General features: G+C 24.1%; 19 protein-coding genes and 1 tRNA gene. 6 read left to right on the forward strand and 14 right to left on the reverse strand.

Annotation, left to right across the window (positions count from 1 at the left end; genetic code table 11):
- Positions 1-22 precede the first annotated feature (22 nt).
- Entirely contained in the window at positions 23-715 is a 693-nt protein-coding gene (locus AC4FQW_RS05315) for an iron-sulfur cluster assembly scaffold protein (RefSeq protein WP_491147678.1), read from the reverse strand.
- 251 nt (positions 716-966) lie between these two features.
- On the opposite strand from AC4FQW_RS05315, the gene AC4FQW_RS05320 reads away from it, so the two are divergent.
- A tRNA-Leu gene (locus AC4FQW_RS05320) sits at positions 967-1050 on the forward strand.
- A gap of 194 nt (positions 1051-1244) precedes the next feature.
- On the forward strand, positions 1245-1343 hold the full coding sequence (locus AC4FQW_RS05325; protein WP_491147680.1) for a BhlA/UviB family holin-like peptide: 99 nt from the start codon (positions 1245-1247) through the stop codon (positions 1341-1343).
- Here AC4FQW_RS05325 and AC4FQW_RS05330 read toward each other — a convergent pair.
- From AC4FQW_RS05330 to AC4FQW_RS05355, 6 genes are all read right to left on the reverse strand, one after another.
- The gene (locus tag AC4FQW_RS05330) at positions 1340-1546 is read right to left on the reverse strand and encodes a hypothetical protein (RefSeq protein ID WP_491147682.1); all 207 of its coding nucleotides are present in this window, start codon (positions 1544-1546) and stop codon (positions 1340-1342) included. The two genes, AC4FQW_RS05325 and AC4FQW_RS05330, sit on opposite strands and share 4 nt — an antisense overlap.
- A 109-nt stretch (positions 1547-1655) precedes the next feature.
- On the reverse strand, positions 1656-2120 hold the full coding sequence (locus AC4FQW_RS05335; RefSeq protein ID WP_491147684.1) for a hypothetical protein: 465 nt from the start codon (positions 2118-2120) through the stop codon (positions 1656-1658).
- Between the two features lie 512 nt (positions 2121-2632).
- Positions 2633-2959 carry a bacteriocin immunity family protein gene (locus tag AC4FQW_RS05340; protein WP_491147686.1) on the reverse strand — a complete coding sequence of 109 codons (327 nt, stop codon included), beginning with the start codon at positions 2957-2959 and terminating at the stop codon, positions 2633-2635.
- 43 nt (positions 2960-3002) lie between these two features.
- Positions 3003-4454: an aminoacyl-histidine dipeptidase gene (locus tag AC4FQW_RS05345; protein WP_491147687.1), complete on the reverse strand. Its 1452-nt coding sequence runs from the start codon at positions 4452-4454 to the stop codon at positions 3003-3005.
- Positions 4455-4668: 214 nt separating this feature from the next.
- Positions 4669-5232, reverse strand: a complete 564-nt coding sequence (locus AC4FQW_RS05350) for a chromate transporter (RefSeq protein WP_303131174.1) — start codon at positions 5230-5232, stop codon at positions 4669-4671.
- Complete coding sequence (locus AC4FQW_RS05355; protein ID WP_491147689.1) at positions 5219-5770, reverse strand: chromate transporter; 552 nt, start codon at positions 5768-5770, stop codon at positions 5219-5221. Before AC4FQW_RS05355 ends, AC4FQW_RS05350 begins: the two co-directional genes overlap by 14 nt.
- Positions 5771-6500: 730 nt before the next feature.
- Here AC4FQW_RS05355 and uhpT point away from each other — a divergent pair.
- Positions 6501-7907 carry a hexose-6-phosphate:phosphate antiporter UhpT gene (gene uhpT / locus AC4FQW_RS05360; RefSeq protein WP_303129381.1) on the forward strand — a complete coding sequence of 469 codons (1407 nt, stop codon included), beginning with the start codon at positions 6501-6503 and terminating at the stop codon, positions 7905-7907.
- A gap of 319 nt (positions 7908-8226) precedes the next feature.
- Here uhpT and AC4FQW_RS05365 read toward each other — a convergent pair whose 3' ends face one another.
- From AC4FQW_RS05365 to AC4FQW_RS05380, 4 genes are all read right to left on the reverse strand, one after another.
- Positions 8227-8568, reverse strand: a complete 342-nt coding sequence (locus AC4FQW_RS05365; RefSeq protein WP_303129380.1) for a zinc ribbon domain-containing protein YjdM — start codon at positions 8566-8568, stop codon at positions 8227-8229.
- A 320-nt stretch (positions 8569-8888) separates the two neighbouring features.
- Positions 8889-10616 carry an MFS transporter gene (locus AC4FQW_RS05370; protein WP_303129378.1) on the reverse strand — a complete coding sequence of 576 codons (1728 nt, stop codon included), beginning with the start codon at positions 10614-10616 and terminating at the stop codon, positions 8889-8891.
- A 380-nt stretch (positions 10617-10996) separates the two neighbouring features.
- On the reverse strand, positions 10997-14104 hold the full coding sequence (locus tag AC4FQW_RS05375; protein WP_491147691.1) for a DEAD/DEAH box helicase: 3108 nt from the start codon (positions 14102-14104) through the stop codon (positions 10997-10999).
- Between the two features lie 192 nt (positions 14105-14296).
- The gene (locus AC4FQW_RS05380) at positions 14297-14893 is read right to left on the reverse strand and encodes a lytic transglycosylase domain-containing protein (protein WP_303129370.1); all 597 of its coding nucleotides are present in this window, start codon (positions 14891-14893) and stop codon (positions 14297-14299) included.
- Between the two features lie 405 nt (positions 14894-15298).
- Here AC4FQW_RS05380 and fliB point away from each other — a divergent pair, with 405 nt between their 5' ends.
- Complete coding sequence (gene fliB / locus AC4FQW_RS05385) at positions 15299-16435, forward strand: flagellin lysine-N-methylase (RefSeq protein ID WP_491147694.1); 1137 nt, start codon at positions 15299-15301, stop codon at positions 16433-16435.
- 134 nt (positions 16436-16569) lie between these two features.
- On the opposite strand, the gene AC4FQW_RS05390 is transcribed toward fliB, so the two are convergent.
- The gene (locus AC4FQW_RS05390) at positions 16570-17496 is read right to left on the reverse strand and encodes a hypothetical protein (protein WP_491147696.1); all 927 of its coding nucleotides are present in this window, start codon (positions 17494-17496) and stop codon (positions 16570-16572) included.
- A 379-nt stretch (positions 17497-17875) separates the two neighbouring features.
- Here AC4FQW_RS05390 and AC4FQW_RS05395 point away from each other — a divergent pair, with 379 nt between their 5' ends.
- Together AC4FQW_RS05395 and AC4FQW_RS05400 are read left to right on the forward strand one after the other, a co-directional pair.
- On the forward strand, positions 17876-18481 hold the full coding sequence (locus AC4FQW_RS05395; protein WP_491147697.1) for an ECF transporter S component: 606 nt from the start codon (positions 17876-17878) through the stop codon (positions 18479-18481).
- 126 nt (positions 18482-18607) lie between these two features.
- On the forward strand, positions 18608-19297 hold the full coding sequence (locus tag AC4FQW_RS05400) for an MgtC/SapB family protein (protein ID WP_303129358.1): 690 nt from the start codon (positions 18608-18610) through the stop codon (positions 19295-19297).
- 27 nt (positions 19298-19324) lie between these two features.
- Here the strand turns inward: AC4FQW_RS05400 and AC4FQW_RS05405 are convergent, their stop codons facing one another.
- A complete protein-coding gene (locus AC4FQW_RS05405; RefSeq protein WP_491147699.1) occupies positions 19325-20938 on the reverse strand; it encodes a putative polysaccharide biosynthesis protein in 1614 nt (537 codons plus the stop codon).
- A 295-nt stretch (positions 20939-21233) separates the two neighbouring features.
- On the reverse strand, positions 21234-22265 hold the full coding sequence (locus AC4FQW_RS05410) for a pyruvate kinase (RefSeq protein WP_491147701.1): 1032 nt from the start codon (positions 22263-22265) through the stop codon (positions 21234-21236).
- Positions 22266-22354 lie beyond the last annotated feature (89 nt).

Consider the following 22354-nt stretch of genomic DNA (forward strand, 5'->3'; position numbering starts at 1 on the left):
AATGGTAAATTAATTTTTTAAATTATTCATGTCTTGGATCTACTAATTTAACAGCATCGTCAACTCTTCCGTATTGTCCTGATGCTTTTTCCATTGCTTCGTTAGCATCCATTCCTTTTCCGATGAATTCCATCATCTTTCCAAGGTGAACGAACTTGTATCCGATAATTTCATTATCAGAATCTAAAGCAACTTTTGTTACATATCCTTCTGCCATTTCAAGGTATCTTGGTCCCTTAGCAACTGTTCCGTACATAGTACCAACTTGTGATCTTAATCCTTTTCCTAAATCTTCAAGTCCAGCTCCTATTGGTAATCCGCCTTCTGAGAATGCAGTTTGAGATCTTCCGTATACGATTTGTAAGAATAATTCTCTCATTGCAGTGTTTATAGCATCACAAACTAAGTCTGTGTTTAATGCTTCTAATATAGTCTTTCCTGGTAATATTTCTGAAGCCATAGCAGCTGAGTGAGTCATTCCTGAACATCCAATTGTTTCTACTAATGCTTCTTCTATTATTCCATCTTTAACGTTTAAAGTAAGCTTACAAGCTCCTTGTTGAGGTGCACACCAACCTACTCCATGAGTAAGACCTGAGATATCTTTTACTTCTTTAGCTAAAACCCATTTTCCTTCTACAGGAATTGGTGCTGGTCCATGGTTAGGTCCTTTTGCGATTACACACATTTCTTGAACTTCTGTTGAATACATCATATTCTTATTTCTCCTCCCTAATTATTAGATTATAAACAGTCTCTATGTATAAAAACTTGTTTACATTATCTAGCTAGGTCAAAAACTGCCCCACTGGGTAAGTTTTATCCTACATACATTTTAGCAAATGTCTACTCATCAAACAACTAAAATATTATTTTTTTTCACATTTTTGATAAATTTATTTATATAATTGATATTTTAAAGTATTTTTGATATAATATTATCGTTATTGAAAACGGCATTAGTTTGCCACCATGGCGGAACTGGCAGACGCACATGACTCAAAATCATGCGGTTTTACCGTGTGGGTTCGATTCCCACTGGTGGCACCAAACAAAACTTTAGAACTCGCAAAACCTTGAAAACACTTATGTTTATAGTTTTGCGAGTTTCTTTTTTTAAAAGTTTAGATACCTAAATATTTGCCTTGTTTTTCTAATAGTATTTATAAACTTAACTTTTTTAATTTACATAATATTATATTTATTATTTATATACATAAAATATAATTTTTAGGAGTAGATTTATGGATAAACAATTATTTGAATTTATAGTTAGCCAAGGAAGTTTTGCTATACTATTTTTATACTTATTATTTTATGTTTTTAAATTAAATTATTATTAATTCCAATTACCATATACTATTGTATTAGTGGAACTCGTAGCTACTACTGTGTTAATGAAGTGACCTTCAAGGTCACGTACATACTGTCCTTTCCCACTAATTGGAATATAAGCTTTTTTTATTTTCAAATTCTGTTTCATACTATCTCCTGTTCTAGCATCATCTGCTGGGACAACCATGCATCCAGTGTCCAAACTATCCATAGCACCTCCATTAGGAGAATATATTCTCGCTTTACCATCAATTTTAAAATGATAACCTGCATTCGAATTATAAAATCATCATGTAATATTTCGTAATTAAAATGTTTTATTAAGTTATATGAAATTTATTTTTTATTACTAGGAAAATTTGAAAAATTATTATTAGTATACAGATAATTAAATATTTATCTTTAATATTTTTTTCCCAAATATAAGTATGCATTAATTTTATATAACCATATGAAGGATACCACTCTTTTACATCTAAAAATTTATTACCATTTTTATCTGTTATAATATTCCCGTATAAATCAAAATCTATATAAGTTGGATTTCCATTTTTAAAAGTAGTTAGTTCATCATATAATGTATTTCCAATAAGACTATTTTCGTAGAATTTATAGCGATAATACTCATGGCTACTTACAAATCCATCCATAGAGTCAAAACGAAATTGAATTTTATCTAAAGTAGAATTGTTTTCTTCTTTATGAATTTTATACGGTATAAATGGAATTATAAAAACGATAATAATTAATATAAGATTAAATAAAACAAAAATATTTTTTTTCATAAATTTATATCTCCAATAAAACATAATACACCTAACATTAATATTCCATAAGTTAAAGTTATATCCTTTTTTATTTTGAAATTATATAAAAAAGATATAAATTTCAAGATTACCTCAAAAAATTATTTCATTTAAAGAGCAAACTAAATTACTTTCTTATAAACAAGTAGTAGATTTTACTTTGAATACTTTATTTAATAATTCAATTAACTTGCTCGTAATAGGAAAGATATTAAAATTAAACTAACTTATTATAAAATAATTATTTTATAAACCCCTTAGCTAAAAAGAATATAATTAAAATTTAACTCTATTTGAAGTATATTATTAAAAGTAATGCAACGGTAGTACAACCTAAATCATTTTTATAAAAATAAATTTAATTTTCATCTTATTTAAATCAATTCTAATTTTAAACATACTTCTAATTTTTAAAAATTAGAGTTTATTATTAAATATTTCTTTATTAGTTTTAAAAATTATGAAAAGTAATAGTCTATAAAGTAAATTCTCTACTTAAAATAAAAGCTAGTTGATGCCAAGCCAATCCCTAAATTCTTTTTAAATAATCCAGTTGTAGAAATATCTATATAAAGCTTACTAACTTCCGAACTAAGTTTTTCTTTATATTTAAACTTACGAACAGCTAATTGTCGTAGACCTTCTGCTAGCTTCATTGTTTGCTTTTCAAAATCTTTTCCACTTTCAACTGCATCTTTAAATTCAATTAGTTTAATACGTTCATCTTCATTAGTTTGTGTATCTAAAATTAAATCATAAACTCTTGACAATAAAATATTTTGTTCTTCTATTCTTTTTTCTTTTTTTCTCAATTCCATTACCCACTTTCTTTTAAAATATTTATATAAATATTTTTATTTATTATTTCATATTTTTTAATAACTGAATTAAAAATATATAATACTTTTCTACTGATTCTATTTTTAAATGTTCATTTGGTGTATGTACATCAAATATATCTGGACCTAAGCTTATAATTTCTATATCTGAACCCATCTTTTCTTTGAATACTCCACATTCAAGTCCAGCATGTAAAGCTGTTATTTTTGGTTCAACACCAAATAAATCATGATAAGTTTTAATGCTTAAATCTTTTATTTTTGAATTTGCTTCATATTCCCATTCTGGATAATCTCCTTTTTTTATTACAGACAATCCCATTACATTACAAAGAGCTTCCACCCTGTCTACAATCTCTATCTTTTTACTTTTAACTGAACTTCTTATATCAACAACAAAATTAATTTTATCTTCTAAAAGTTCTACTATTCCAATATTTAAGCTACTTTCTACTAAGCCATGAATATCTTTACTCATAGATTGAACCCCATCAGGAATTAAAATTAAGAATTTAATTAAATTTTCTGTTATTTTTTTAGTTAACTGTTTATTTAATTTTTCTGAATCCTCAATAATAATTTTAATATTTGGTTCCTCTACTTTATACTCATGCTTTAAATCTTTTTCAAAATTAAAGCAAAGTTCTTTAACTTTTTCTATATTTTCTTTATTAACACTAATTATAACTTTGCAATTTTTAGGTATTGCATTAGATTTTGAACCACCATTAATTGATACAATATTAAAATCAACTTCTTTATTTAAATTATATAAAAGTCTTCCCATTAACTTATTAGCATTTCCTCTTTGCTTGTGAACTTCCATTCCAGAATGACCACCCTTAAGACCTGTAATCTCTAATTTTATAGCCTCTCCTGAAAAATTCTCAAATTCTGTATTCATTTCTGGATAAAGCATAATTCCTCCAGCACAACCTAATATAAATACTCCTTCTTCTTCGGCATCTATATTCAAAAGAATTTTACCATTTAGTACTGATGTATCTAAATTATTAGCCCCACCCATAACTGTTTCTTCCTCTGTAGTTGCTACAAATTCTATTGATGGATGTTCTATAGTATCTGAATCTAATATAGCTAAACCATATGCTATTGCCATACCATCATCTGCTCCTAAGGTAGTTTCTGTTGCATAAACAAATTTATCATCAACAATTCTTAATTGTAGTGGATCTTTTTTAAAATCATGCTTAATATCACTTAACTTTTCACATACCATGTCCATATGACCTTGTATTATAACTCCTGGTATATTTTCATATCCTTTTGTGGCAGGCTTTTTAATTATTACATTTAATGCATCATCTTGAATAACTTCAAGATTTCTATCCATTGCAAACTTAACAAGATAATCACTAATCTCTTTTTCATTACCAGAATCATGTGGTATTCTAGTTATATCCTCAAAAAATTCAAATACTTTTTTAGGTTCTAGTCTCTCTAATACTCTCATTCCTACTCTCCTTAAACTGCTTATATTTAAGTATTTATAACTTATTACTATATATAATTGTATTATAAATAATGTAAATTTCACTATAAATAACAAAATATATTACATTATTATTTAATTTTATTTGTTAATTTATTATATCATTTAATAATCTATAAAATTAAAGACTATATCTAAATTTAAATAATAGATATAGTCTTTTTTATTATTTATATTAAAATTTAAATATAATTCCTATAAATGCAGATAATATTATATAAAAAATTGGTGATTTCTTATATTTAGATATTAAAAAATATAAAATTATAGCAAGTATTAATGCTTTAAAAGATATTATATTTAAAATATTTTTTGTTTCAAAAAATTTATTTATAGTTAATATTGATATTTTTACTATTTCAAAACCAGCTGCAAAAAGTAACCCTGTTGCTGCTGGTCGTAATCCATAAAAACAACTTTTTACAGTTTCATTTTCTTTAAATTTATTTAATACTCTTGCTACAATTAAAATTATTGTTATTGAAGGAACAATAATACCAATTGTTGAAACAATTGCTCCTGTAATTCCCTTTGTAGAAAATCCAACATATGATGCCATATTAATTCCCATTGCTCCTGGTACAGATTGAGATATTGCAATCATATTAGCAAGATCTGTATGAGTAAACCAATGGGTTCTATCAGAAATATTATAAAGAAATGGTATAGTGGCTGCTCCACCACCAACAGCAAAAAGACCTACTTTAAAAAATTCAAAAAATATTTTAATTAGTATCATGCTTTTTACCTCCAAGCCATTTAATTGCAATTCCACTTATTCCTGAAATTATTATAAATAAAAATGGTGATATATCTGTAAATATAGAAAAACCAGCTACTAATAAAAATATAATAAGAGTTTTTATATCAATTACAGAAGTTTTAAGTAACTTTATAGACGTATTTAATATAAGAACTGCTACACATACTCGTATTCCTGCAAATGCATGTTTTACAAATGGAATATCCGCAAAATTACCAATAAAAGCTGCTATTATTGAAATAAGTATTATTGATGGTGTTACAAAACCAAGAGTTGCAACTATACCACCTAAATTTCCTTTTCTCTTGTGACCTATAAACGTAGCAGTATTTACAGCAATTACCCCAGGTGTACATTGTCCAATAGCATAATAATCTGTAAGTTCTTCGCTCGTAATCCATTTTCTCTTTTCAATTATTTCCTTTTGAAGTATTGGAAATATAGTATATCCACCACCAAAATTCATAAAACCTAATTTAATGAATAGAAAATATAAATCAATTAATTCTTTCATAAAAAAGTCCTTTCTATTTTTCTATTATTATTATTATTATTTATCGCCCTTAAAATTTTAATATTATATATTTATTATTATAAAAAGAATTTTTATTATAACTACTATTTAATCAATTTCAAAATTTCTATTAATTTATAATAAAAAATTCTTACTAAAATATTATATATCACTCAAAATAAAATATATAATCAATGTTATATATTTTATAATAAATTTATTATTTAATTAATAAAAGAGCACTAGCTTAGTGCTCTCTTATTATTAATTTTATTTTCTTATAATAAATACTCCTTAATTTATGCAAAATTTAATTTACTCCTTCGAAGAAACCTTTATTTTTTTACAATAAATATTTTCACTAGAAAATACGTAAATCCATAAATTTTAAGAATATTAATTTAAAATAGTTATAAATACTAATAATCTAAATATATTTCAAAGAAATAACGTTTTATTATATTTTCTAAAGAAAACGTTTTTATATATATTTTTTTTAATATAAACCTTAAATTATAATTAATTTATCATAATTAACTATAATATAATATCAATATTAAATTCATTCATAAACCTCAAAACTAAATGTTACATTTATGAAACATTTTAGAGATTTTTTTGTTTATATTTTATTTTATTATACATCTGTAAATGTTTTCTGAAAACATTTTCCAGGATTTATTACTGTACACTTATTAAAAAAAATTAAATTAAGTAAGGAGAGGTCTATATGAACACAATAAGCAAATTTTTTAGTATTAACAAAAAACCTGTTTCTGTTCCAATAGAAGTTCAAAGAAAACAATGGGCAAAACAATTTTTAAAAGCGTTCTTTGTTGTATTTGTTGTTTATGCTTGTATGTATTTAATTAGAAATAACTTCAAAGCAGCACAACCACTTTTAAAAGGACAACTAGGGTATACTACATCTGAACTTGGATACATAGGATTCGGTTTTTCAATTACATATGCAATAGGTAAAACTTTATTAGGATACATAATTGATGGTAGAAATGCAAAACGTATAGTTTCATTTTTATTAGCTATGGCAGCAACTATAGTATTAGTAATAGGACTTTTATTACTTGCTGGTAAGCAACCATCAGGAATTATATTATTACTTTGGGGATTAAGTGGATTTTTACAAGCTCCAGGAGGTCCAGCAGCTTACTCAACTATTTCAAGATGGACTCCAACAATTAAAAGAGGTAGATATTTAGGATTTTGGAATATGTCTCACAATATAGGTGGAGCTGTTGCTGGAATACTTGCTCTATGGGGTGCAAATACTTTCTTCCATGGAAACGTTGCAGGTATGTTTATATTCCCTGCAATAATAGCACTTATAGTTGGTGTTGTCTTAATGTTTGTTGGTAAAGATGAACCTGAAGAATTAGGTTGGAATAGAGCTGAAGAAATATTTGGTGAACCTGTAGATGAAGATAATATCGAAAGTGAATCAATGACTAAATTTGAAATTTTCAAAAAATACGTTTTAAAGAATCCTTGGATTTGGGTACTTTGCGTATCAAATGTTTTCGTATACATAGTACGTATTGGAATAGATAACTGGGCACCACTTTATGTTACTGAACACTTAGGATTTGGAATTGGTGATGCCGTTGATACAATTTTCTATTTTGAAATGGGTGCTCTTTTAGGAAGTATGACTTGGGGATATGTATCTGACCTTTTAAAAGGAAGAAGAGCTGTTCTTGCAGCATTCTTATTAGGAATCACTGCATTTGCTGTACTTGGATATAGATATGCTACTAGCGTTACAATGATAAATGTATCACTATTCTGCTTAGGCGCATTAATATTTGGACCACAACTTCTAATTGGTGTATCAATAGTAGGCTTTACACCAAAGAAAGCAACAACTGTAACTAACGGATTAAGTGGAACATTTGGATATCTTTTTGGTGATTCAACAGCTAAAGTTGCACTTGCAAAAATTGCTGACCCAAAATCATCAGGTATAACAGTATTTGGTACAACTCTTCACGGTTGGAATGATGTTTTCGTTGTATTCTATGCAGCACTTATCATAGGTGTAATATTACTTCTAGTAGTTGCTTATGGTGAAGAAAAGAAAATCAGAAAACTTAGAAGAAAAAAATTAGAATGTAATTAATAAATTAGCTCATAAATAAACCTTTATTTATAAATTAAAAAAGTAGTAGATTAAAATGTTCTCTCAAAATCTTACGCATTTTAACCTACTACTTTCTTTTTTCTTTAAAACAAAATTCATTTAGATATTCTTTTATATTCTTTTATATTCTTTTATATTCTTTTATATTCTTTTATAATATATCATTATATCTACAGTATATAATTCTATCTTCTATCTTATTTTATATAATATTTCTTATATTTAATTTAAACATATAAAACAATTATATAACAAAAAAGCTAGGAATCTTCCTAACCTTTTATATCAATTATTTTAATTATAATTTTTTAACGAATTCTGATTTTAATTGCATAGCACCAAATCCATCAATTTTGCAATCAATGTTATGGTCTCCTTCAACTAAACGTATATTCTTAACTTTTGTACCTTTTTTAAGTGCTGATGAAGCTCCTTTTACTTTAAGGTCTTTAATTACAGTTACAGAATCTCCATCATTTAATATGTTTCCATTTGCATCTTTAACAACTAATATATCTTCATTGCTTCCATTATCTGATGATTCATTCCATTCATGAGCACACTCTGGACATACAAACATATTTCCATCTTCATATGTATATTCTGAATTACATTTTGGACAATTTGGTAACTTAAACATAATTTCATCCCCTTTACTTATTATATATAATAATTCCTATTATTTATTAAAAAATATAATAAATACACTATATGCCTATATACTATATCATATTATTTTTTTATTTTCAAATTTTTAGCCATATTTTATTAAATTTTAGCTTTTAAAGTAATTAAGTCTTATTTTCTTCATTTAATATTAAAAATCTTATAATTAAACCTATTGTAATATAAAATAAAAAAAGAATTAGATTATTAACCTAATTCTTTTTTAAATTATTGATTTTAAAACATTTATTAATGTTAATTAATATTTACATAAATAAATTCTAAAATTTAATTTTATTCTACAACTTCATTTTTCTTTTTTAAGAAAAGTGCTACACAAAAACCTATTGCAGCTATTATAGCTAATGTAACAAATAATCCTAAAAACCCATTATTTAATGTTTGTTGGAATGTATTTTGTATAGCTACTTTAGATGCCTCAACTTGATGTATATAGTCATTCTTCATATTGTTAAAAATTACATTTACATCAGCATTTGGTGGAATGTGACCTACTAAACTTTTTTCTATAGCTGGTCTTGCCTTATCAAACATAAAACTTGAAAATTCTTTCATTACATTTGCTATACTTGTAACATCTGCATTTTGAAAAGAGTTTAATATATGTCTTGGTACATCACCACTACCAATTGATTGTGACATACTACCTGTCATACCCTTAATTGGTGGCATAACTTCCATTAACTTTGATGGCATTTTATCTCCCGCAACTGCTATAAAATTAACTAATATATTAGGTGAAATAGCAATACCTAAACTTTTTATTAATGATACTGTTGCTTGAGCTGAACTTGCATCAGTTTTCTTAACATTTACTTGCATTAAATAATTAAGTGGTGTTCCCATTGTTAATCCCATACCTATACCCATTAATATAAGGGCTATAAATAACATTGGAGCACTATTGGTCTTACAAACATTCAATGCTAGTAACAAAGAACTTACTATAGAAAATGTAAATCCAACTAAAAGCACGGCTTTAGCTGAAAACTTATCTATAAATTTTCCACCAATAGGTGCTGCCATACCAGAACAAAGGGCCACTATAGTAATTAAATAACCACCTGATCCCTGAGGTATTCTAAGAACATTTTCTCCAAATTGTGGAATAAAAACTACACTCATCATTCCACAACCTACTACAAAAGCCATTATTAAAGTTATAACTATATTTCTATTTTTAAAGAAATTTAAATTTAATACTGGATCTTCTGCTTTTTTCTCTAAATATATAAATATAGGTAATAATACAACAAATATTATTAAATAAGGATATACCTTTGTTGATGTTATTGAACTATAAAAATCATGGAAATTTAAATTAGTAACTCCATACATAATTCCAAGTATCATTAAAGATAAAATTACACTTCCCTTAACATCAAGCTTTCTATCTGTATATTTAGGTTCTTGTATTTTTACCTTTATTGATATTAATAACACTATTATACATATAGGAACATTTATAAAAAATAATATTCCCCAGTTATCATTACCAAATAAATTTAGTATAGCTGAACCAATTGTAGGTCCAAGTGTTGTTGCTATTCCATAAGTTGCTCCAGTAATTCCAAGTGCACTACCTCTTTTTTCCTTCGGAAAACTTTCTCCTATAAATGCTGTTGCAATTGGCATTATTCCACCACCACCAACAGCTTGTATTACTCTAGCAACAATTAAAAATGAATAACTATTTAAGTAATCAGAAATTCCACTTAATGCTGAACCTATACCAAATATAGCTATTGATATTACAAATAATTTTTTCTTTCCATATCTATCAGCTAATTTTCCTGAAATAGGCATAACAACTGCATAAACTAAAGTATATATTGTAATCATCCAAATTGAAACATCCGCACTTACATTTAAAGCATCTGCTATAATTGTTCTTGCTGGTGAAACAATTCCATCGTCCATAGCCCCTATGAATATTCCCAATAAAAACATTACCATAAGTATATTCTGGACTTTTTTACTATATCCATTTTCGTTTTCCATTTTGTACCTCCTGTATATTTATCAATTACTCTTACACTTATATTGTAAAATTATCATATTCAAAAGGCTATGTTAAAACTGTTAGATTTTCTTTAATTTAATTTGTAATTATTATTAATTTTATTTTTATTTTATTTTTATTTATACACTCTTTTAAAATTATGTTCAAATTGTATATAAAAAAATAAGAAATACTTTATATAAATATTTCTTATTTTAAATCATATTTAATTATAATTTTTTAAAATTTACCCTTAAAGTCTTAAAAACACTTGCTTTATAAATGTTATATTTCTTTTTTAAACATGCTTCATTTCATATTGTAAATTACTTCATATTATTAATAATTTATATTATTTTCTAAAATACATAAAATACTATTAATCAAATAACTTCATTATTTCCTCTTCTGTTAATTTCTTAAGCTTTTGTCCATCCATAACTTTTCCATCCATAAGACTTTGAATAAGTTCCTTCTTATCTTCTTGCATAAGCACAATTTTTTCTTCAATAGTATCTTTTGCTACAAGTTTTATTACTTCTACAATATTTTTCTGTCCAAATCTATGTGCCCTATCTGTCGCTTGATCTTCAATGGCTGGATTCCACCAAGGATCAAAATGTATTACTAAATTAGCTGATGTTAAATTTAAACCTACTCCCCCAGCTTTTAATGAAATTAAAAATACTTTTATATCCTTATCTTCATTAAACAATTTAACTCTATCAACTCTTTCCTTTGCCGAAGTTTTTCCATCTAAATATGTATACTTTATTCCTCTTTCTTTAAAATCATATTCTATATTCTTAAGAACAGATGTAAATTGTGAAAATAAAAGTATCTTTTTATTTGTTTTTGCATTATCTATTATTTCTTTAACAAATTCAATCTTAGAACTTTTAAAAGAATAATCTTCAATTACAAGGGATGGGTCTAAACATAACTCTCTTAATTTAGTTAAATATGAAAATAAATTTATATTATTAGATTGTTTTATTTTATTTTTTATTTCTTTTACATATGATTTATATATATTCTTTTGTTTACTATTAAGTTCAACTAAGTATTTCTTTTCAACCTTATCAGGAAGCTCATCCAAAACATCTTCTTTTACTCTTCTAAGTACAAATGGTGTTATAAGAGATTTTAATTCTTCTGTATTAGAAGTATTTATAAAACGTTCCCTAAACCTTTCTTTACTAAATAAATATCCTGGCATAATAAAATCAAATATTGACCAAAGTTCTATTAAATTATTTTCTATTGGAGTTCCAGTTAATGCTATATTACTTTTTGACTTTATATGCTTTACTGTTTCAGTTATTTTAGCAGTAGGATTTTTTATATTTTGAGCTTCATCTATTATAAAGTAATCAAAAGTTATATCTTTATATTTTTCTTCATCATTTTTAAGTGTTCCATATGTAGTTAATATTACATCATAATTTTTATAATTATTTATTATATTTTCTCTTGTACTTTTGTTGCCATGTACTAAACCAACTTTAATTGTAGGTGCAAATTTTTCAAACTCCTCTTTCCAATTATAAATTAATGCAGTTGGGGTGACTACTAAACTTTTTGTCTTTTTTTGAGATAATAAAAATGCTATTATTTGAATTGTTTTTCCAAGTCCCATATCATCTGCAACTATACATCCAAAACCTAATGAAGTTACTTCATTTATCCACTTAAAGCCATCTTTTTGATAATTTCTAAGTGTTCCATTTAATTTCTTTGGTACAAGTTTTCTTTTATATTCTTTATTTAATAACTTTTTAACTATTTCCTGAAATATATTACTACCTTTTATAAAAGATAAATTTCTATTTTTTAATTTTTCACTAATATAAATACTTTTATTTTTATCTATGTAAATTTCATTCTCCTTTATATTATCAAAACCTAAATCTTCTATAAGATTTAAAAACTGCACAACCCCAGGGTCTTCTAAATCTAAATAAGAATTTTTTCTTTTATAAAACTTATTTCCATTTCTCATATTGCTTATAGCTTCTTTAATTTCTTTTATAGTAAAATCAGAAATATTATATTTAAGAGTATAAAAGTTATCAAACTCTTCAAAGCTTGAATGAATCGATGATGAATTTATTAAATTAAAGTCTTCTAAATCCTTTGAAATTTTAACTGTACCAATTTCATTTAATCTTTTAAAACCTATATTTAAAAGATTAAATATATCATCATCATTTCCTATAAACATAAAATCTTTATCTTTTTTTATAAATTTAAGTTTTTCAAGCTCCATACTTATTAATATTTCTTTTTTATAATCTCTTAAGAAACTATTATCACTTTGATTTTTTATTAAATCAATTATATATCCTGAATAATTAAGTTTTACATTACAATATATTTTTTCTTTTTCTTTATAAAAATAAAAATTAGGCTTAATTAAATTCTTTTTGTATTCTTTTATATTTTCATCTAATACAACATTATTAGATATATTATTAAGTTCTTCTAACAATTTATTTAAACTATCTAATGATTTTTCATAATATAATTCACTAGATTTAATTAACTTTTTATATAAAGGTATATAAGAATTCAATTGTTTTTCTTTTGGTAAATAAATATTTCTATCAAATAACATTACATCACCATAATTATTAAGTAAAATAGGAAATTTATTATGATGCCTTAAAATAAGTTTATTATCTTTAAGTCTTACTGTTAATGAAACTGGTACATTTATCTTTTTTACCTTAACTTCATAATTTATAAAATTATAATTCAATATTATTTTCTTGTCTTTATTTATTAATTTTAAAAAATCCTTTATCTCATTTTGATATAATTTTAAGCATTTTCCATTTGCTCTATTTTTATTTTTCTTTATAAATTCAATTATTTCTTTATCTTCTTTTATAAACTCATCTTTATTCTTATTATAAGTAAAAGCCTCATTAAATTTTATATACTCTTTAGTTTCACTTTTTCTTATAAATTCTTTTATGTCTGTTATTAAATGAGTACCTAAAACCCCTATTTTAAATTCACATTGAAATGATTTTATTCCATCATTAACAATACATTTTATTATTATATCTAAAGATAAAAACCTTTTACTTTTTAAACATTTTTCTAAGTTCTCATCTTTTTTACTTACTAATTTTTCTTCTTTCTTTTTTATGTTTTTCTTTGCAACACTATAAAAGGCAAAAAATGTTCCTACTATATGCTTACAAACATAATTTTTTATCTGTTTTCTATTTTCTTTAAATGTTTCACAAGTACATTTTGTATCAATTATTTTATCTGTTTTATTATTGATTTTTATATGAGTTCTATATATGCTACTTTTATTATCATTTAAAACTTTACCATATATGTGATATATATTATCTATATTTTTTCCTTTTAAATCTTTTATATATGATTCTTTTAATAGTTTTTCTCCTTGTGTTCTTGTATATAAAGAGCTTAATCTTATCATCCCTTTTTGCATTATTTCTAAATTCAAATACACCCCACCTCCTTATTCAATAAAGTATTATATCATAATTTATAAATTAAATTTTTAATTTACTTTTTCTTTTAAATAGCTAAAATACCTATTTTAAAATTTATACAAAATCTCTAAATATATTGAAGATAATTTTATTTTTATAAAAAAAGAAAGTCATTACTGACTTTCAATACTTGCTTCAATATATTATTTTTCTTCATTACCATAAATCTTTTTGTACATTTTATATGCCTTATTTACTTTTTCAACATACTCTCTAGTTTCAGGGAAAGGTATATTATGAAGATTATCTCCATCTTTTGAATATTTTTGATCTCTCAGCCAATTGTTAACGTTCCCTCTTCCTCCATTGTATGCTGCAATAACTAAATCCCTATCATTAAACTCCTTAAATAAATCTTTTAAATAAAAACACCCAAATTCTATATTAATTTCTGGATTATATAAATCATTTACCATAAAATTTCTATATCCTATTTTATTTGCAATTTCCTTTCCAGTCTCTTCTGTTATTTGCATTAAGCCAATAGCTCCTACAGATGACTTTGCCTTTTCTTCAAAATTACTTTCAACTTTAATGACTGATAAAACAAATAATGGGTTTAAATTATATTTTTTACTATACTTATTTACTATAGATTCATACTTATAAGGATATTGTAATTTCTCTACCCTATCTTTTATAGAAAATGCAAGCTTTGTTCCGAAAAATAATAGTAAAACAAGTATTGTCAATGATGTTATTCTACGTCTTATTTGCATTTGTTTTCTTTTTTTATTCATACTACCTCCTTTTACATCATTATCTCATTTAATACTTACATTAATATTAAATATTTTATAATTTTAATGTCTATAATCTATAAAAAATTTATAGTCAATCAAATAATTTATTTTAATGCTTTACCTTTATAATAAATTATACATCTATATAAATAAGTTACAACAAACATAATTCTTATTTTATTAAATATTATTATATTATTTTATAAAAATAAATGCTAAAATATTAAAGTATGTCTTAAAACAAACTAAAGATAAAGATGATAATATAAAATATTTAAAAGAGAACCTGTAATCTTATATTAAATTTAGTCAAAACTAATAACTAATTAGAAAATATAATTTGATACATAATTACAATACTTAAATAAATTATATTTTTATCTAAGAAAGATGGTGTTAGTTTTGAAGTTAAATTTCTTTATGCCAAAATATATGGCTAACTTTAAATGTATAGGTCCAAACTGTACTGATACTTGCTGTGCTGGTTGGGATATAAACATAGATGAATATACCTTTAACAAATATGAAAATAGCAAGGATAAACTTAAACTTTTAGTTAAGGATAAATATATACAAAATAAAAAAAGTAATGATTCATTTAATTATGGATTTATGGTTATAGAAAATACAAATAAATGTCCCTTTTTAAATGATAGTATGCTATGTGATATTCACGGAAATTGTGGTGAAGAAAATTTATCAATAACTTGTAGAAGATATCCTAGAGTATTTAATATTGTCGATAATATATATGAAAAAAGTGGAATTCCTTCTTGTGAAGAAGTTTGCAAAAAAGCATTTCTAAATAAAGATAAAATGGAATTTATAGAAACATCTGAAATTATAGATGAAAATTCTATTGAAATACGAAGAATGATAGATAGCGAAGCTTTTATTGGAAGTGATAGTCTACTACAATATTTTTGGGATATAAGGGTTATATCTATAAATATTATGCAAAATAGAAACTTTAATATTGAAGAAAGACTTTCTATTCTTAAAAACTTTTATTCTAATCTTGAAAAATTAAGAGATAATAATGATTTTTATAATATAGAAATATTTCTAGAAAATTTAAATGATGAAAATTTTAATTTTAATTCACTAAAAGAAAGTAACTTTACTGAAAATACTGATTTTTATAATTTAATTTTAAGTGATAATTTATTTAATAATGTTATTGGTGTTAAGATAAAATCTTTTTTACAAAAATTAAGAAAAGACATATTAAAAATAGAGAAAGATTTTAAAAATATAAATTTAAATAAAATTAACCTAGATAATTATAACTACATTTTTGAAAATTACTTAGTAAATCAAATTTTTAAAGATATAATACCTTTTAATAAAGGAATGAATTTAGGTGCTAGCATAAAAGTTGTTATAAATACTTATAGAATAATTAAAGCTTATATTTTATGTTCATGTACATATTCTAAAGAATTATTAACAGAACATCATATAATAAAGATTATTCAAGCACTAAGTAAAGATACTGAGCATAATAAAGTTTTTAAAGAAATTTTAGAAAATAGTTAAAAAGAGTAAATACATATTGTATTTACTCTAATTTTTATTGTTATAATTTATTATAATTAATAAAATCATAATTATAACTTATACTACTTATTTAATAAATTATAAACTATTTTTCTGTAATAAACCAAATTTTACTAATAACTTGCTAAATATAAATCTGGTTTGCCTCCATCACCTCTTACAACAACATAGACTTCATTAGTTTTTTCTACTGGTACAAGATATGTAGCTCTTCCATACCCCTCACCACTAGCTACAACTTCATGATATATTCTATTATCTATATTTATCATTCCATTATAATCTAAATTAGTATATCCTGAAGTTAATTTCTTAACTAAACTAATAGCTCTATCTTTACTATTGGCTTTTTCTGATTCATTATTTTCTTTATTTTTTATAACCTTATTATGGATATTATTATTTTTTTGTTTATTTATGTTTTCTTCATTTTTTATTTCTTTCTCTTTTTTTACTTCCTCTTGCTTTTTTCTTTCTTCCTCTATTTTTCTTTTTTCATTCTCTATTTTATTTAATTCTGAATCAACTTTTACTTTTAAATCTTTAACTTGATTTTTTTGATTTTTACTTAAACTTTCTTTTTCTATATTATTAATCAAACTCTTAGCATTATTAAAATCTTGTTTATTTATTAATTCTTTAATTTTATTTATATTATTCATATTTTCTATTGAATGATTTATTTCAACTTTTAATTTATCAACATCATCTTTAAAATTATTAATTTCCTTGTAATTGTTATTAACTTTATTTATTTCTTCATTAGCTTCCTTTATTTTTTCTTCATTAAATAATTTTTTAGAACACAAATATTCTTCTATCATTTCTTTTTCTTCTAAAACTTTCTTATAATTTGATTTATAATTCAATGCTAAATTAAATTTTTCTAAAGCTTTATCATACTTTCCTTCATCAATAAATTCTGTTCCCTCTTTAAATGCATTACTTGCACTTAAATTATTATAAAATAAATAAGATGCTATTCCTAAAATTATAAAAATAATAATCACACCTATTGATATCTTATATCCTTTTTTCATCTTTTATCCCCCTGTTATATAATCAATTATTTATTAAATTTGCTTTATATAAAATAATGCTCATTTTTAAAACAACCTTCAGTATACAGTATGAATTTTATTAATTCAAATATATTTTTTCATACAGTTCATATTTATTTTACATTTATCTAATATTAGATTATTTCTAACTTAACCTTAAATTTACAAAATAGTTTGATTATTTTTTAACAATATTTTATTGTAATAATAAGTAATACATTATATAATTTTCCTTGTAAATAAAAGTTAAATTTAGTTGGTATACTTTTATTGTAACTAAACTTAATAATGTTTAATTTTTATTTCTTACTAACTTAATAAAATTCAACTTATATCCTATAAGGAATAAGAATGGAGGATGAACATTTTGGAAAAATCACAAGAAAGAAAAAAATTTAAAGCGAGAAAAATTACAATTACCGGTATGTTATCATCATTACTAATAATGTTTGGTATTACAGGTCTAGGTTATATCCCTATACCTATACCACCATTTCATACTACAATAATGCATATACCTGTTATAATAGGTTCTATTTTAGAAGGTCCAATAATAGGTGGCTTTTTAGGTCTTATATTTGGATTAACTAGCATGTTTCAAGCTATAAAATCTCCTACACCAGTTTCTTTTATATTCTTAAATCCATTAGTCTCAGTATTACCAAGAATATTAATTGGAATAACTCCTTGGTTAACTATAAAGTTATTAAAAGTCATAAAAAAAGGCTCTTTAAAAATAATTATAGCAACATTTATAGGATCTTTTACTAATACTATAGGTGTTCTTTCCGCAATATATATACTATATTTTTATGAATATATTAGAGTTCTTGGAATAAGTGAATTTGCAGCTAATTCTACATTCATTGCACTAACACTAAATGGATTCGTTTCAGCTGGAATTGCTATTGCAATTTCATTACCTGTTGTATCTTCTATAAAAAAATATAAAAATCGATTTTAATTACTAAAATAAATTTTTATATTTTTTTAAAATTTATTAACCCACCTATTGTTTTATGGTAAATTGATTATATAATTATTTATTTTAATATTTATCAATTTATTTTATATTTCAAGGAGTGGTTACATGACGGTTTTAGACTTTACAATAAGAATATTAGTAGCTATAGTTTTAGGTTTTATTATAGGATTAGAAAGACAATATAGGCAAACTATTGCTGGAGGTATAAGAACAAATGTATTAGTATGTGTTGGCGCTTGCCTATTTGTAATGTATTCTTATATTGCAGTTGGTGTTGATAATCATCGTATTGCTGGACAAGTTGTAACTGGAGTTGGTTTTTTAGGTGGAGGAGTTATTTTAAGAGATGGCTTTAATATTAGAGGCTTAAATACAGCAGCAACACTTTGGTGTACAGCGGCAGTTGGTATTCTTACAAGCACAGGTAACTTAATATATGCTATTATATCCGCAATCGTAATAGTTTTATTAAACATAATTTTAAGACCAATTGCTAAAAAAATGTATCATGTAAAATCTTCTAATAATGATGGTGAATACTTGTATGGTATAAGTATAAAATGTCTTGAAAGCGAAGAATTTAACATTAGATCATTACTTATGCAAATGGTTAACGAAGAAAAAATTTTTCTAAAAAAACTTGAAAGCATAGAAATTGAAAATGAAAGCAAGGTCAGAGTTAAAGCTGAAATTATGAGTATGTCAAAAAGTGATATGATAATGGAGCGAATTATAGGTGTTTTAAGTTTAGAACACGGTGTTGCTTCAATAGGTTGGAATGTATTAAATGATTAAAAATAAGCCAAATAATTTGGCTTATTTTTATTTTAATTTTTTTATAATAAAATTAGGTATAAATTTATAAAATCTACTTGGAATAAATACTAAATCTGATTTTTTTATGCCTCCTATTGATACCATAAAAAAAATATATATAAAAAATCCTACACAAACTAGTATTATTGTATATAAAATAATAAGTTCAAAATTATATACCATAAATACTTTTTCTAACATCTTAATAGTCTCTTTTAATACCATTATTGTAATTGCCATAACAATTGATGCTCCTGTAGGTTTAACACACATTTTAATTAGAGGAACTTTATAATTTATACTTTTATAAATTATCTTATTATTTATAATTACCGGAATAAAGAAACATAGAAAATTTCCTATTAAAACTCCTAAAATATTTATTGATGTAATTCCAACAAAAATATAGTTTGCTATAATCTTTAATATTATTCCTGTAGTAAAAGACAAAATCATTAAATAAAATTTACTTATTCCTTGAAGTATTACACTTTGAAGTTGAGCAATAGATATAAATACTAATATAAATGAACCATAAAGCATTATATAAGAATGATTGTCTCCTTTAAATAATATTTCATAAATATCTTTATGTAATATAGCTAATCCAACAGCTGATGGTATAATTAATAAAAGAACTAATCTAAATGAAAAATTAATAATATTTATTATTAATTTTTTATCTCTTAATGCAAACGCTTTTGATACCTGTGGTAATACAATCGTAGTAAGTGCTGTAACTATTATAAGAGGTACACCAATTAAAGTTTTATAATAACTTAGTGATCCATACAAAGCGTCAGATTGAGCATTTGTAAATCCAGCATATATAAGTCTCCTCCCTACATTAATCATATCAATTAAACTACCTAAATTCTGTATACCAGCACTTAATGTTATAGGAAATGCATAACTAAATAATTTTCTTAATATAATTTTTGATGTAACTTCCTTTTGTTCTTTACTTTGTCTAAAAAGCCTTTCATCTTCTTTATTTTTATTATAAAAATAAACCAAATAGAAAATAGAAATCAAAGCCCCAACAGAAGTTCCAATAGTTCCTCCAGCTGCTCCCATTTGCAAACTTAATTTTGATAAAATATATGCACATAACAAACTTATAACTACATTTAAAATTTGCTCTATCATTTGTGAAATAGCAATAGATGACATTTCATTCTTCCCTTGAAAGTAACCTCTATATGCAGATAATATAGATGTAAAAAATATACTTGGCGCTAAAAACATTATCGAATATCTTGAATTTACTATATTCCCAAATTCAGTTATAGGATAAGTTAAAGATATAAGTAAAATCATAAGACTTAAACCTATAAAACCGTAAACTAACCTTGAAATTTTTAATGTTGTCTCTACAGCATTTTTATTATCTATAGCCATAAACTCTGCTACAACCTTTGCAACTGCCGGCTGACATCCCATACTTGTAATAGCATAAACAAACATAAATACATCATAACTTCTAGAATACATTCCCATTCCTTGTACTCCAATAATTCTGCTTAATAAAGGAGTATTGAATACTGCTAAAATTTTAGCAAATATTCCTGCAAAGGATAATATAATAAACCCCTTAGCTGACGATATTTCTTTCTTCATATATAATCCCCCAAATAATTTAACAATTATTTTAATTATATATAACTCATTAGCAAATGGTGATTTATTTTTAAAAAGTTTTTATAATTTTTATATTATTTAAATTATATTTATTAATATTACTTATATATAATTTTAGTTTTAATAAAAAAATACTCCTCTTTAAAAGAGAAGCTTAAAAAATTAAATTAATTTTTTTATGACTGTATAAATTAAAAATAACATGCCTGCACCAAGTATAATCCAGGCCCCTTGAAGTAGTTTTGTATTAATATTATTGCCATCTTTTTCACTTTTACTCATAATTAAAATTCCTTTTATACCTTTCTAAAATTTCCAATAAAAATTTAACTGTCTTTATCGGTGCTTTTCCTACTGATGTTTCACCAGATAATAAAAATCCATTAGCTCCATTTTTCATTAAATTATATAAACAATCTACTTCTGCAAGTTCAGATGACTTTCCTTGTTTCATACTATTTAATATATGTGTTCCTATTATAAGTTCACCATTATAATCTTTTAATAACTTAAATACTTTATCTTGATATATTGGCACTTCTATAAGGCCACTTTCTGGAACTAAATCACCTCTACCAATTATTATTCCATTAACCACTTTTGAAATATTAACACAATTATCTATACCTTTTGGTGTTTCTAACTTTGAAAATAACTTTATTTTATTATCTATATTTAACTCATTTATATAATTTTTAATATTCGTTACATCAGTTATATTTTCAACAAAAGATTGACTTATTATATCTACTGAATTTTCTATTGCCCAGTTAATTGCTATTTTATCTTTATCAGTTAAACCAATATTTGCTCTATTAAAATTTTTAATATTACAACCCTTACCCGCTCTTACTATACCACCACGTTTAACTTTAACATGAACCCCTGAATTATCTATATTTAATATTTTAAATTTCATAGTTCCATCTTTCATTGAAATACAATTAATATTCTTATTTATAAGAAACTCATTGTTTATATTTAATGGAATAATCCTTCTTTTTCCTCTTTTTATAGAGTATCCTTCATTTACATATGTATCTTCTCCACAAAATATTAATTCTTCTCCGTTATAAATTTTATATATATATGGTAAACTATCTGAAATTCTTATTTTACTTCCAGGCAAATCTACCATTATTTCTACCTTATCATCTATATTTTTTATAATCTTATATTTTTCATTAAAATCATTTATTGAACCATGAGAAAAGTTAAATCTAAATGTATTTATTCCGCTTTCTATAATTTCTTTTATTACCCATGCTTCCTTTATACTTGGCCCTAAAGTTGCTATTATTCTCATATACTTCCCCCAAAATATTAGATATATTTTTTCTCTTTTTATACTGTTTCATTTTTCATTTATGTTTTAAACTAGTGTTGATTTTAATA

Source organism: Clostridium sp. TJA085, assembly GCF_058310235.1.